Origin of the sequence: Bacteroides sp. 11BF (assembly GCF_019633765.1) — a bacterium.
In the GTDB taxonomy this organism is placed as follows: domain Bacteria; phylum Bacteroidota; class Bacteroidia; order Bacteroidales; family Bacteroidaceae; genus Bacteroides; species Bacteroides hominis.
This window is the reverse complement of the sequence record NZ_JAFKPJ010000008.1, coordinates 189223-202783: the sequence shown is the minus strand read 5'-3', so window position 1 is coordinate 202783 and position 13561 is coordinate 189223. Positions and strand designations below refer to the sequence as shown.

Sequence of the window (13561 nt, the reverse complement as noted above, 5' to 3'; positions counted from 1 at the left end):
ATATATCAGACTGTTTGAATGAATTGTTCAACGCTTTGATTATCAGCGATTTTAAAACGAATTGAACTCATTCGTATGCTGATGTACCCAGAGAATACGACTCTCCTAATCTTGTTTGTTATTTTCTGAATATCCGGTCAACGTCTAACGAAAGCCCTACGGAAAAATTGGTTCCCGTTGTATAGGGCGAATTGGCGTAATAATAATCAGGACGATAGTTGAACAGGTTGTTGACGGCCATATTCACATTGATTCCTCTCCATACTCGTTGCGTGAGAGTCAGATTCCACATGGTATAACCCGGATAAGTAACCTTTTCCGTTCCGGCATTCGGATCGTTGGAGGTATACTGGTTTGTTTTCACTTGCGACAAAGCACGTCCATCGAGTGACAGGTTGAAGTCATAGTGGTCCCACGTTTTGCCGTATTCCAGTCGTACTGTAGCCGAGTGGGGGCGGGTAGAAGTGGTCTTCGCCTGTCCCTCGCGCATGAACTCATGGATGTACGTGTACGAGATGCGTGCGCCTATGCCGCAGGGATATTTGGCAGAAACATTGGCATCGATTCCGGCGATGTCCACCCGTGGAGTATTGGTATATATTTGAGCAATTGTTCCGTCGGTATCTCTGAAAGAGCTATAATCAATGCGGTCGTGTACCAGGTTATAATAACCCGTCAGCGTGAAGTTGTAACGATTCTTGGTGTATTCTCCCGAGAGTGAGAAGTTGTGGCTGGTTTCCGGGTTCAGATCCGGGTTACCATAAATCATCATGGTGCTTGCCATGTAGAAGTCCATGTGCATCTCCTTCAGGGTGGGCGAACGGAATCCTTGCGCATATGATCCTCTCAGGGAGCAGTTTCCTATCTTGTACATCAATCCCAGATGGGGTGAGAAGTGGCGCACGTTCGATTCGGAGAAGTAATCGAACCGCAATCCGGCAATCACGTTGAAGTGTTCCGTCGGGTTCCAGTCGAATTGTCCGAAAGCGTCGGCAGAGTGCATCGTGTAATCACCGTTATCTTCAAATTGGTACGACATCAGGTAATCTCTCAAGTAATCCGCTCCGACGGTCAACATGTTTTTATCGTCGAACGTGTAGTTGTAAAGGGCGCGTACGCTGTGTTGCACGTTGCTGTAGTCGCGGATGTCATTCTTGTACGATACCAGATAGTCACTCTTGTCGTACTGGTCGAATGTATAGGCAACTTCCAGGTTGCTTTGGGTATTTAAGTCATAGTTCCCTTTCAGTCCGCCGCTGAATCCGCGATAGCGGTTCTTGGTCTCCGGTGATGCATCCCGTTCACGGAAATAATAACCGGCACGTGCCGTCAGCCGTAGCTGTTCGTTCGGGGTGAACATCAGTCGTTCCTTCACATTCCAGGTCTTGTTGCCATTGATGGTTGTATAGTCTCCCTGTTTCACGTCGTAGGAGTCTATGTTGGTATATTGCACGTTGGTTTGGCTGTAGAACTTACCGGCATTGAACCCCACCGTACCGCCGTGTCGCTGGTCGTTGTGTACTCCAAAACGGGTATTGAGGTTCAGGTTCCACGGATCATCCGAAGCCTTGGTGATAATATTGATTACGCCGCCGATGGCATTCGAGCCATACAGCGTAGAAGCTGCCCCTTTCACGATCTCCACCCGCTCCACGTTGTCCAGGTTGAGGCGGTTATAATCTACATTGTTCAGTGTCTCTCCCGCCAGGCGTTCGCCGTCTACCAGGAAGAGGACGGCGTTACCGCCGAATCCTTGCATGTTGAGTTGCACCTGTTGGTCCATCGAGTAAGAGAATTCGATGCCTGGTAGTTCTACCTGAAGCAATTGTCCGATATTCGTGGCATCCACCTTTTTCAGATCGCCCGCTGTGATTACCCGGGTGATGATGGGAGCATCTTTCAGCAGTTTCGGGGTACGTGTTCCGGTGACGACTATTGTACCCAGATCCATCAGGTCTTCTTTCAGGACGAAATCGAGACGGCCTTGCCGAGCAGCCGTTGTTTTCTTTGAAGTCGTTACATAGCCGACGAATGAGACCTGAATGGTGTACTCCTTCTGGTCCGGAAGTGTCAGGGTGTAGTGCCCTTCCGTGTCGGTGGTGGTACCGACGGATGGCTTTTCTTTCAAAGTGATGGTAGCGCCGACCAGTGCTTCTTTGTCGGTATCGATCACCTTACCGGATATTTTATGTTGTGCGGCAGTTACACTTGTCAGCAAGAGGCTTGCGAAGAGGCAACATGCCTGTTTAAGTAGTCTTTGCATATTTATTTTATTTGTTTTTATCTTTATCAGAGGGTGATTACGGTTCGTATGGATACAGGTAATCAAAAGTCATGTACCCTTTGGCTCCTTTGGCGTTCATATAACTCGTCAGACGAATGGCAGCCATGGTGCCGTCCTCCATCCTGAGCAGATATACCTTATTGGACGGAGTGTAAATGGGAGGCATCTCTCGGGTGTCTACATCGAGCCATTTTGAGAGCTCCGGATTGTAGTCCGACGGGGCGTAGATCAGGTATCCGTCATCCTCCATCATGTGTGAGACATCGATGGCAATTTTGTTCGTCGTCCATTCGTCTGCCACGAATGTTCCTTGCGGCATGCTGCCCGCATTCTTCAGTGCATTCAGGCTCTGGAAGTCGGTTTCAAGCACTTCACCGCCATTCGTCTTTACATCATACCGATGAATGGCGAGGTCCCATGCAGCCGGATCTTCTGCGCCTTCGGAGGTAATCTTGGCCGAGTCAATCCGCAGGGTGTGCAGGTTGATGTAGTTCCACTTTGTATATTGGGTTGCGTCCACCCGGACTGTACCGCTGTGATTGGCACGGTCTATTGCAATGAAACCGAAATCCTTTGCAGTTTCCGGTTCGTCATAGATGTTACTCAATATCCCATTACAAGCTGAGAACGATACGAGTATCGTTCCCAGCAGAGTAAAGTTCATTAACAGAGAATTTATTTTCATGTAAGTGAGATTGTTCTGTTATCAGGTCTATTCTGTTCTTAACTTATTTATTTGCCGGTACGTCACCTTTGGCGAAAGTGATAGTCAGTCCTCCCATCACGGCCGGCACAGATATTTCAAAAGAAGGAGCCGCTTTCGCCGCGTCGATGGTTCCTTTCAGGGTGCAATCATATGTTTTGGGATCTTTTCCTGCCATGGCCATTACGGTCTCTCCTTCTCCGCTAAGGGTGTACGCATTGCTTTCTGATTTTACGATCGCATTGTTGATGGTGAACTCACCGAAGGAGTCGGAAGTGTATGTCACGTTCACGGTCCCGTCTTCATTAGCAGTCACTTTGATCGTCTGGTCTGCCGCATATTCTCCGTTAGGGAAATATTGCGCTACGGCTTTGGTATAACCCGCGTAAGAGCCTGCAACCATTGCCGCCGCCGGAGCCTCTCCCTGAGTGAAAGTGATAGTCAGCCCGCCCATCACGGCCGGTACGGATATTTCAAAAGAAGGAGCCGCTTTCGCCGCGTCGATGGTTCCTTTCAAGGTGCAATCATACGTTTTGGGATCTTTTCCTGCCATGGCCATTACGGTCTCTCCTTTTCCGCTAAGGGTGTATGTATTGCTTTCTGATTTTACGGTCGCATTGTTGATGGTGAACTCACCGAAGGAGTCGGAAGTGTATGTCACGTTCACAGTCCCGTCTTCGTTAGCGGTCAGTGTGATGCTTTGCTTGTCGGCATATTGTCCGGCAGGGAAATATTGCGCTACAGCTTTGGTATATCCGTCGTATTTTCCGGCTACCACTTGGTTGAGGGGTGTTTCTTCATTCTTGTCGTCATTGCAGGCTGCGCAGGCGCACAACACAAACATCATAGTCAGTAAATTCTTAATTCTCATTTGTTTTCTTATTTTTAATGTTAGTATTCTGATAAATGTGTATGTCTTACTATTATATAAGTATTGAATTATTTTTGAATTCGGATGCAAAGGTAGGCTCAATAAAAAGGGCTTACAATACCTAAATAGTGTGAAAAAGAACTTGGCGGATACCCATAAATAAGTAAGCTCTTTTGAGGATATTATCCGTTTATCCTGCCGGATTTATAGTGTTTTTGTCGCGCTTATGGGAAGCAAAATGCTGAGAAACAGCCCCGTTACAGCACATTCATTTTTGTATTGTCGGATAATATCATTGGTCCGACTCCCTATATGTGATTACCGGTTGCCTGATAATTAGGCATTAATAGGTATTGTCTTCCCACAGTGCTCTGCGTACTTTTGTGCCATTACTAAAATTTCGAAGTTATGATGGAATTAATCAGCAAAACCCGTAATGGAATGATAACCTACTGTGCCCACTGTAAAGTGTATCATCTGGAATTTGGCAACCTCTTCTTTCGTCTGTCCGAGGCTGGTCTTGAATGTCTCCGCAATTATATTGTATCAATCAACGGATCTTATTGTGAGAAGGCAAACCGGAAAATGAATGCTAACCGGAAGATCTTTCTGAAGTTGCCGGCACAGAATGTTTATTTCTGTGTCTGCCAGGCTGAACTTGAAGAACTGAAGTCTCTGGTGTTACTACAGGCACCGGCCGGTGAAGAGGCAGACAACCTGATCTCTTTTATGTATGATATTTCATTGAACTAATTTGTCTGCCGGACTGTTTTAAAAGTAGATAAATATCTTATCGATAATGGTACATTCTCACGAACATCATCATGAGCACGTCCATGAGTTGACGTCGCTCAATAAGTCTTTTATAATTGGCATTACGCTGAACATTTTGTTTGTCCTCGTTGAGTTCGGCATCGGTTTTTATTATGATTCTTTGGGTTTACTCTCCGATGCCGGACACAATTTGGGCGATGTGGCAAGTCTTGTGTTGGCTATGCTCGCTTTCCGGTTGGCAAAAGTGCACCCTAACAGCCGTTATACGTATGGTTATAAAAAAAGTACGGTATTGGTATCTTTGCTCAATGCTGTCATCCTTCTGGTTGCTGTCGGTATTATCGTCACTGAAAGTGTGGAGAAATTATTTCATCCTGTTCCCGTTGAAGGTGCTGCCATTGCTTGGACAGCCGGGGTAGGGGTAGTCATCAACGCCATCACAGCCTGGCTCTTTATGAAGGACAAAGAAAAGGATCTTAATGTGAAGGGAGCTTATCTGCACATGGCTGCCGATACGTTGGTATCAGTGGGAGTAGTCATTTCGGGTATTGTCATCATGTACACCGGCTGGACGATTGTCGATCCGATTATCGGTCTGGTGATTGCTGTTATAATTGTTATATCAACCTGGGGCTTGCTGCATGACAGCCTTCGCCTCTCACTTGATGGAGTCCCTGTAGGCATCGATAGTGGGAGGATCGGACAGGTTATATTGGAACAATCTGGGGTAGAGGGATACCATCATCTACACATCTGGGCGTTGAGCACTACCGAGACAGCCTTGACTGCCCATATTGTGATAAACGATTTACGCCGCATGGAAGAGGTGAAGCACAAGATCAAGAACGAACTGGCACATGCCGGTGTCAGCCATGTCACTTTAGAGTTTGAGTATAAAGGGGCTTGTTGTGAAGGGGAAGATTGTATGTGTTGAGAAAATCAGTTCTTCTTGAAAAGCAATTTGTCAATCTGATATTTAAAACGTGTCAGAATCCCCTCTTTGGCTTCCTGTCCGGAGGCCTTGGAAAAAAACGCAGGGAAATCGCTTCACTCTTTTTTGTATTGGCAGATATTACATCCGTCCGGTTGCCATCCGATAGCAATTGGAATCCATTTTGGTAAATAAGGGTCTTCTTTTATATTTCTACTTTCTATTTGATCATTTGTCTATAACTTGGACAGTAGGTGAAATAGAAGGAAAAGATCTTTCCAATGTCTTTTCCTCACTTGGATAATACCTTCCACTCCGTATCATTATGGCATATTAGCCGGAGGGTTACGCCATCCCGGCCGGATGGCGTAACCCTTTTGTGTTTATCCTTACCCGTTTTTTCCCGGAAGTCCGTAAATTCACCCTGCTTATACTGCCCTGGGAAGGGGGGAATCCGTTCGCTTCTGCCGAATTTTCTTCTGTTTGCTCTCTTATTGCGGTTGTACGTGTTAGTGAATTCTTTTCTTTTGTATCTTTTTGTTAATGATCTACCCCATATGTCTATCTTTATGTTTATAAATACTTTGCAGACCTTGGAAATTACTTCTTCTTTTACTATAACCGAAAACAGTTTTTTACGTACCTTTGCACCACTAACAACTAAAATTAACCTTTTTATTTATGTTTACTGACTTATTGCACTCCTCTTATTTCTCGCTCTTCCTTATCGTAGCGTTAGGCTTCATGTTGGGAAGAATCAAGATCAAGGGGCTATCGCTCGATGTGTCGGCGGTCATCTTCATTGCCCTTCTTTTTGGGCATTTTGGTGTAATTATCCCAAAGGAACTGGGTAATTTCGGATTGGTACTTTTCATTTTTACGATCGGTATCCAGGCAGGTCCGGGATTTTTCGATTCTTTCCGTAGTAAAGGGAAGACGCTGATCATCATTACACTTCTTATCATTGCTTCGGCCTGCTTTACGGCTATCGGTCTGAAGTATGCTTTCGATATAGATACTCCCAGTGTGGTAGGTCTGGTTGCCGGAGCGCTGACCAGTACGCCGGGTCTGGCTGTTGCCATCGACAGCACCAATTCTCCATTGGCGTCTATCGCTTATGGTATTGCCTATCCGTTCGGTGTGATTGGTGTCATCCTGTTCGTGAAGCTGTTGCCTAAGATTATGCGTATTGATCTTGACAAGGAGGCCCGTCGCCTCGAGATAGAACGCCGGGGACAATTCCCGGAGTTGGGGACCTGTATCTACCGCATCACGAATCCGAGCGTATTTGGCCGCAGCCTGATGCAGATCAATGCACGTGCCATGACAGGAGCCGTTATTTCACGTCTGAAACATCAGGAACAGATATCCATCCCGACAGCCCATACAGTGCTTCGTGAAGGAGACTACATCCAGGCAGTGGGTAGCGAGGAAGCATTGACCCAACTGGCCGTACTGGTGGGTGAACGTGAAGAAGGTGAACTTCCATTGGAAAACACGCAGGAGATCGAATCGTTGCTGTTGACCAAAAAGGACATGATAAATAAACAGCTGGGCGACTTGAACCTGATGAAGAATTTCGGCTGTACCGTGACCCGTGTTCGCCGAAGTGGTATCGACCTTTCACCGTCACCCGATCTGGCACTGAAGTTTGGTGATAAACTGATGGTGGTGGGCGAGAAGGAAGGTATCAAAGGAGTAGCCCGTTTACTGGGAAACAATGCCAAGAAGCTGTCCGACACCGATTTCTTCCCTATTGCCATGGGTATTGTGCTGGGAGTAATTTTCGGTAAGCTTAATATCTCGTTCCCGGGAGGATTATCTTTCTCACCGGGATTGACTGGTGGTGTGCTGATGGTGGCTTTGCTGCTGAGCGCGGTAGGTAAAACAGGTCCTATCCTCTGGTCTATGTCAGGCCCTGCCAACCAGTTGCTCCGTCAGTTGGGATTGTTGCTTTTCCTGGCCGAAGTAGGCACATCGGCCGGTAAGAATCTGGTTGCTACTTTCCAGGAGAGCGGTTTGTTGCTGTTCGGAGTAGGTGCAGCCATCACCCTCGTACCGATGTTGATCGCTGCGTTCGTTGGGCGTCTGGTGTTTAAAATCAGTCTGCTCGATTTGCTGGGTACCATAACCGGTGGCATGACCAGTACACCGGGGCTTGCCGCTGCCGATTCCATGGTAGACAGCAATATCCCGAGTGTAGCTTATGCAACGGTATACCCGATTGCAATGGTATTCCTGATCCTGTTTATACAGGTGATAGCAACGGTAGTATACTAAGTTATTCCACCGGAGAGTTCCGGGGGCATGTCAAATTTTACCACAGAGGACACAGAGTGACACAGAGATAATTCTAAGTTGTTGATTACTATAGTAAATACTCTGTGCTACTCCGTGGTGAAAAGACTTTCGACGCACCTCCATGACTTAAAAATCACTCTGTGTTACTCTGCGCCTTCTGTGGTGAGTTTTTCAGTGGAATCCGATTCCTTTTTCTTCCCTTTCCAAACCTTTTCTTGCGGATTTTGTTTCCATCCTTGTAACTCTAATCCCAAGAATTATGGACGCTGCAAATACATCGAATACTTCTGATAAGAAAAAGTTTATCTGGCTGGTGATATTGCTTATCATCGCTTTTGTTGTTGCCATTGTATGGTGGTGGAACTATCGGAAATACGTCTCTACGATAGACGCAAATCTCGATGGCGGCCGTGTCAACGTTTCCGCCCGTGTGATGGCTCCGCTGTCTGCGGTCTTCAAACACGAAGGAGACAGCGTGAAGAGAGGTGAGTTACTGGCCATGCTGGACAGTACGGCGACTGAGAATTACCGGATCGTTTCGCCGGTAGATGGCCTGATAGCCAAACAGTGGGTGGTTCCCGGCGATTTGTTGCAGCCGGGCGAAAACATCTTCACTCTGAACGAAGGTAAAGAACTCTGGGTGGCTGTCTATTTGCAGGAGACTAAATTTAACGAGATCCGTATGGGACAATCGGCCCTTTTCACCCTCGACGCCTATCCCGGACTGACGTTTTATGGAAAGATTTTCTACATCGGTGCCAACGCTGCATCCGAGTTTTCCCTGATTCCTCCCGATAATGCTTCCGGCAATTATACGAAGGTAGCCCAAAGGATTCCATTGAGAATCTCGATCGACCGGGTGGAAGGGAAAGAGAAATTGAAAGCAAATCTCCGCCTGCTTTCGGGGATGTCTGCTAACGTGAAGATTATCAAAGAATGAAAGAAGGTTCTTCTTATAAGTGGATCGTACTGGGCAACATTATGATAGGCACCTTTATGGCGGTGCTCGACTCTACTGTTGTCAACACCGGACTGCCTGTGATAATGGGTACGCTCGGTGCGGACATCAATGTGGCCGAATGGGTACTGACGGGATACATGCTTTCGATGGCAAGTATTCTGCCTGCCGCCGGATGGCTGTCCGAACGCTTCGGTTATAAAAAGATCTATTTCTTATCCTTGCTTGTCTTTACAGCCGGCTCATTCATGTGTGGAAGTTCGTCCACTATCGAAGAACTTATTTTCTGGCGGGTGATCGAAGGCTTTGGATGTGGCATGCTCCTTCCCGTCGGTATGGCTATTGTGAGCGATGTATTTCCGCCCGAACAACGGGGGACGGCATTGGGATTCTGGTCTATCGCTTCCGCCGCTTCGGTCTCTTTTGGTCCTACCATTGGTGGATACCTGGTTGATTACATGGACTGGAACTATATCTTTTACGTCAATATCCCGATAGGGATTCTCGCTTTGATCGTAACTGCCATTGTACAGAAGGAACATGTGAAAGGAACCAAAGTTCCCTTCGATATTCCCGGTTTCATCACTTCTGCCATTTTCCTGCCTGTCTTTATGTATGGGCTTTCCGAAGTCAATTCGTCCACCAACTCCATGGGATGGAACAGCCCCGTAGTGCTCGGAGCTATGTGGATTGCGGTGGTCACCTTTATTTTGTTTCTCTACTTTGAGTTCACTGTCAGGACACCGCTTATCAATCTGCGCCTGTTTGTTGACAAGGACTTTGCGTTATCCAACCTGATCCTGTTTGTCTTTGGTATCGGTATGTTCGGCAGTACGTTCCTCATTCCTCTTTATTTGCAGGACAATCTGGGGTACTCTGCTTTGCAGGCCGGTATGTTTTTTATGCCTGTGGGCATTATCCAGGGAGTCGCTTCCCCTTTATCGGGTAAACTGATGCAGCGCATCAATCCCAAAGTCTTTATTGTGTCGGGCATTCTGTTGATGGCCGTCAGTTTCTATATGAACTATTACCTCTCTTTCCTGACCGAAAAGTGGTATATTATGCTGAGTCTCTATTTGCGCGGGTTGGGTATGGGCTTGCTTTTCACTCCGTTGCTGACTCTGTCGTTGGTGAATATCCGTAACAGCGATATGGCACAAGCCTCCAGTATCACCAATATTGTCCGGCAGATGGGAGGAAGTTTTGGGGTGGCCATCTTCAGCCATCTGCTGACGCAGCGTACGGCTTTTCATACACAGCGATACAGCGAAGCCCTGAACTATACGGGAGACGTATACCGCCAGACTATTCACTCTTTAAGCCGCTTCATAGAACATACGGGAGGCAACACACCCGATACCGCCAAGGAAGTGGCAGAAATGCTGGTACTGAAGCGTATCGATCTGGAGGGATATATCAGTGCCATCAACGACGATTTCTTCATTGCCTTTATTGTCACGTTGCTGTGCGTTGTTCCGGTACTGTTTCTCAGGACGAAAAAAAGATAATGTATGTAGTTTCGTACTTACATATAGGTATGAAGTGAATGATTTATCACTTCATTTTATTACTTTTGCCACTTATTCAATAACCGTATCTTAAAAACAACAAAAAACATGCGACAAACAATTGCTTCAAAAACTCCCCGTATCGAGGTTGTAGATGCATTGCGCGGCTTTGCCGTAATGGCGATCCTGCTGGTTCACAACCTTGAACATTTTATTTTTCCTGTGTATCCCGATGCTGCTTCCCAGCCGGAGTGGCTCAATATTCTCAACGAAGGAGTGTTCAGTGTCACGTTTTCCCTGTTCGCAGGAAAAGCCTATGCCATCTTCGCTCTGCTCTTCGGATTAACGTTCTACATACAATATGCCAATCAACAGAAGAAAGGGAAAGATTTCGGTTACCGTTTTCTCTGGCGTCTGCTCCTGCTGGGTGGTTTTGCCACCTTGAATGCAGCGTTCTTTCCGGCGGGAGATGTCCTGCTGTTGTTTTGTGTGGTCGGTATCTTTCTGTTTATTGTCCGCAAATGGAGTGACCGGGCAGTATTTATCCTGGCTGTCTTCCTGCTGTTGCAGCCCGTGGAGTGGTACCACTACGTGATGAACCTTGTTAATCCGTCCCATTCCTTACCCGATCTGGGAGTAGGGCAGATGTATGCTGAAGTGGCGGACTATACCAAAGAGGGAGATTTCTGGAAGTTCATTTGGGGGAATGTGACCTTGGGGCAGAAGGCGAGCCTGTTTTGGGCGATAGGTGCAGGGCGTTTCCTGCAAACGGCCGGACTGTTTTTGCTGGGAATGCTGATCGGACGGAAACAATTATTTGTCACCTCGGAGAGCACGACCCGTTTCTGGGTAAAAGCACTGATCTGGTGTGCTGTGTTATTCGGTCCTCTCTATCAGTTGAAAGTACAATTGACGGATGCCGGCCAGCCGGACATGATACGCCAGACGGTGGGTGTGGTGATGGATATGTGGCAAAAGTTTGCTTTCACAGTAGTGCTGGTTGCTTCGTTCGTATTGTTATACCAAACGGAAAAGTTCAGGAAGCTGACTGCCGACTTGCGCTTTTACGGTAAGATGAGTCTGACGAACTACATCTCCCAGTCCATTGCCGGAGCTATTATCTATTTCCCGTTTGCGCTCTATCTGGCGCCTTATTGCGGGTATGCCGTCAGTTTGCTGATCGGTTTTCTGTTCTTCCTCTTGCAGGTTCGCTTCTGCAAATGGTGGTTGAAAGGACATAAGCAGGGACCGTTGGAAAGCCTTTGGCACAAACTGACCTGGCTTCGTTCGGAATAAACGGGTGGAGTGAATCCATCGGCTGTTCGTACACAAAGCGGCTGTGTCAAAACTCACCACAGAGGACACAGAGTAACACAGAGGAGATTTTAAGTTGTTGATTATTAATAAAAAGACTCTGTGCTACTCTGTGTTACTCTGTGGTGAAAAGAGTTTCGACACAGCCCCGCTTCTGTATATGACACCGTTATACTTGCCAGCCCATTGTTTTCTCTTGTATGGACCATAGCTTGTAATAGAGTCCTTCCCGTCCGATCAGTTCTCGGTGTGTACCTTGTTCCGTGACGCATCCGTTTTCAAGCACGATAATCTTATCCGCGTTCTTGATGGTCTTCAGGCGGTGTGCGATGACAATCACCGTCCGTCCGGCAATCAGCGTATTGATTGCTTTCTGTACATCTACTTCATTCTCCGGATCGAGGGAGGCCGTTGCTTCATCCAGCAATACAACGGGAGCTTCTTTCAAGATGGCACGTGCGATGGAGACGCGTTGTTTTTCTCCTCCCGAAAGCGTACAACCTCCTTCGCCCACCATCGTGTCGTACCCATTGGGGAGTTTCATGATGAATTCGTGGCAGCAGGCTTTCCGGGCGGCATCTTCGATCTCTTCATCCGTAGCGTCTGCTTTTCCGAAGCGGATGTTGTTCTTTATGGTATCCTGAAACAGATAAACATTCTGGAAAACCATGGAGATCTGCTTCATGAGGGCTTCCGGTTCTATCTCCGACATGTCGGTGTTGTTGAAGGTAACTTTTCCCTGTTGCGGGTCGTAGAAGCGGGCGCATAGTTTGAGCAGCGTGCTCTTTCCGCTGCCGGAAGGGCCGACCAGCGCAGTAAGACATCCTTGTTTCAAAGTGACGGAAATGTCATGCAGCACTTCCGTTTCTCCGTAGCCGAAGGTGACGTGCTCAAAACGGATGTCACCGCTTTGGGGACTCTGTTTGTTCCCTTGCATTTCTGGTTCGCGCATCAGGCTCAGGATACGTCCGCCTGCGATAGAGAAGTAGCGGAACTCCGCAAAGTTGGTCAGTGCCGAAGTCAATGGATCGAACACACGCGAACCGACGATCAGAAACATGACGAAAGTCAGCAGGGAAAGTTCGCCGCCTATCAGCAGATAGGCACCGCAGAGGATCATCAGTGTCAGTCCTGCCCGGATAAGCGTGATGGACAATAGCACAAAGGGACCCATTAACGCTTCCTGACGCATGCTGGCACGACGTAATTCTGCGAAGGCATGGCGCAGACGTTCGAATTTTCCTCCTAACAGGTTGTAGGCTTTGATGATGCGTATTCCCTGCAAGTATTCTTCAAGGCGGCTGCCGGCATTGATTTTTGCCCGGATATGCTTTTTACCGAGACGCATCTGCAACCGGTTGCTGCCCAGCAAAACCAGTACGGCCAGAGGGAGGGCAATGAACATGGCTACAGACATGCGCCAGTCAATCCATAGTAGAGAGAAGAAGGCGAGGAGAGGCATCACAAGAGCCCCCATCAATTGAGGCAGATGGTGGGATATGCCTGTCTCGGCAAGGGTAAAGTCGCTGATCATCATGCTTGCCAGGTCGCCCGGATCATGACGGAACAGGCTGCCAAGGGGAAGTTTACGCAAATGCTCTGCGAGTTCGATCCTTCCTTGGGCACTCATTTCGTAGGCTCCGCGGAAGTTATATCTGTATGCCTGTCTTTCGGCCATAGCCATGACGAACATATAGGCGACAAGGATACCGAAGATGATCCACAACCGTTGCATGTCCGGTCCCTGCCCGCTGCCGTCAAAAGTGCGAAAAAGAATATTGACCACTTCGATAGACAGCATAAACGGAATAATGTTCACTAAATTAGCGAGTACAGTGTAGCCGACAGGTTTACGCAGGCGTTCCGTGTGGCCGATGGTGATATTTTTAATTGCATTCATTGATTTATTTATATTTT

General features: G+C 47.5%; 10 protein-coding genes. 6 read left to right on the top strand and 4 right to left on the bottom strand.

All coding sequences use genetic code 11. The features are described 5' to 3' along the window. Window positions 1–118 precede the first annotated feature (118 nt). From JZY04_RS10710 to JZY04_RS10700, 3 genes are read right to left on the bottom strand one after another with little or no spacing between them, the layout of a single operon-like run. A complete protein-coding gene (locus JZY04_RS10710) occupies window positions 119–2263 on the bottom strand; it encodes a TonB-dependent receptor (RefSeq protein WP_122143486.1) in 2145 nt (714 codons plus the stop codon). A 37-nt stretch (window positions 2264–2300) separates the two neighbouring features. After that, a complete protein-coding gene (locus JZY04_RS10705; protein ID WP_122143485.1) occupies window positions 2301–2969 on the bottom strand; it encodes an HmuY family protein in 669 nt (222 codons plus the stop codon). Between the two features lie 43 nt (window positions 2970–3012). Continuing rightward, complete coding sequence (locus tag JZY04_RS10700) at window positions 3013–3858, bottom strand: calycin-like domain-containing protein (protein ID WP_032541472.1); 846 nt, start codon at window positions 3856–3858, stop codon at window positions 3013–3015. A 408-nt stretch (window positions 3859–4266) separates the two neighbouring features. Between JZY04_RS10700 and JZY04_RS10695 the strand changes: the two genes are divergently transcribed. The 6 genes from JZY04_RS10695 (at window position 4267) to JZY04_RS10670 (ending at window position 11626) form a co-directional block, all read left to right on the top strand. Continuing rightward, the gene (locus JZY04_RS10695; RefSeq protein WP_005806689.1) at window positions 4267–4611 is read left to right on the top strand and encodes a DUF6686 family protein; all 345 of its coding nucleotides are present in this window, start codon (window positions 4267–4269) and stop codon (window positions 4609–4611) included. 46 nt (window positions 4612–4657) lie between these two features. Then, the gene (locus JZY04_RS10690; RefSeq protein ID WP_005778390.1) at window positions 4658–5566 is read left to right on the top strand and encodes a cation diffusion facilitator family transporter; all 909 of its coding nucleotides are present in this window, start codon (window positions 4658–4660) and stop codon (window positions 5564–5566) included. A gap of 678 nt (window positions 5567–6244) precedes the next feature. After that, window positions 6245–7843 carry an aspartate:alanine exchanger family transporter gene (locus tag JZY04_RS10685; RefSeq protein ID WP_005778385.1) on the top strand — a complete coding sequence of 533 codons (1599 nt, stop codon included), beginning with the start codon at window positions 6245–6247 and terminating at the stop codon, window positions 7841–7843. 280 nt (window positions 7844–8123) lie between these two features. Further along, on the top strand, window positions 8124–8804 hold the full coding sequence (locus tag JZY04_RS10680; protein WP_005820619.1) for an HlyD family secretion protein: 681 nt from the start codon (window positions 8124–8126) through the stop codon (window positions 8802–8804). Beyond that, window positions 8801–10330, top strand: coding sequence for a DHA2 family efflux MFS transporter permease subunit (locus JZY04_RS10675; RefSeq protein ID WP_005778382.1), 1530 nt, complete (start codon window positions 8801–8803; stop codon window positions 10328–10330). Before JZY04_RS10680 ends, JZY04_RS10675 begins: the two co-directional genes overlap by 4 nt. Before the next feature lie 108 nt (window positions 10331–10438). After that, window positions 10439–11626 carry a DUF418 domain-containing protein gene (locus tag JZY04_RS10670; protein ID WP_005820617.1) on the top strand — a complete coding sequence of 396 codons (1188 nt, stop codon included), beginning with the start codon at window positions 10439–10441 and terminating at the stop codon, window positions 11624–11626. Between the two features lie 187 nt (window positions 11627–11813). Here the strand turns inward: JZY04_RS10670 and JZY04_RS10665 are convergent, their stop codons facing one another. After that, window positions 11814–13544 (bottom strand): ABC transporter ATP-binding protein, encoded by a 1731-nt coding sequence (locus JZY04_RS10665; protein ID WP_122143483.1) that lies wholly within the window; start codon window positions 13542–13544, stop codon window positions 11814–11816. Window positions 13545–13561 lie beyond the last annotated feature (17 nt).

What these genes read in the sequence shown, in the direction of transcription:
- JZY04_RS10710 (WP_122143486.1), bottom strand. Translation starts at nt 2,263, where the DNA reads ATGCAAAGACTACTTAAACAGGCATGTTGCCTCTTCGCAAGCCTCTTG.
- JZY04_RS10705 (WP_122143485.1), bottom strand. Translation starts at nt 2,969, where the DNA reads ATGAAAATAAATTCTCTGTTAATGAACTTTACTCTGCTGGGAACGATA.
- JZY04_RS10700 (WP_032541472.1), bottom strand. Translation starts at nt 3,858, where the DNA reads ATGAGAATTAAGAATTTACTGACTATGATGTTTGTGTTGTGCGCCTGC.
- JZY04_RS10695 (WP_005806689.1), top strand. Translation starts at nt 4,267, where the DNA reads ATGATGGAATTAATCAGCAAAACCCGTAATGGAATGATAACCTACTGT.
- JZY04_RS10690 (WP_005778390.1), top strand. Translation starts at nt 4,658, where the DNA reads ATGGTACATTCTCACGAACATCATCATGAGCACGTCCATGAGTTGACG.
- JZY04_RS10685 (WP_005778385.1), top strand. Translation starts at nt 6,245, where the DNA reads ATGTTTACTGACTTATTGCACTCCTCTTATTTCTCGCTCTTCCTTATC.
- JZY04_RS10680 (WP_005820619.1), top strand. Translation starts at nt 8,124, where the DNA reads ATGGACGCTGCAAATACATCGAATACTTCTGATAAGAAAAAGTTTATC.
- JZY04_RS10675 (WP_005778382.1), top strand. Translation starts at nt 8,801, where the DNA reads ATGAAAGAAGGTTCTTCTTATAAGTGGATCGTACTGGGCAACATTATG.
- JZY04_RS10670 (WP_005820617.1), top strand. Translation starts at nt 10,439, where the DNA reads ATGCGACAAACAATTGCTTCAAAAACTCCCCGTATCGAGGTTGTAGAT.
- JZY04_RS10665 (WP_122143483.1), bottom strand. Translation starts at nt 13,544, where the DNA reads ATGAATGCAATTAAAAATATCACCATCGGCCACACGGAACGCCTGCGT.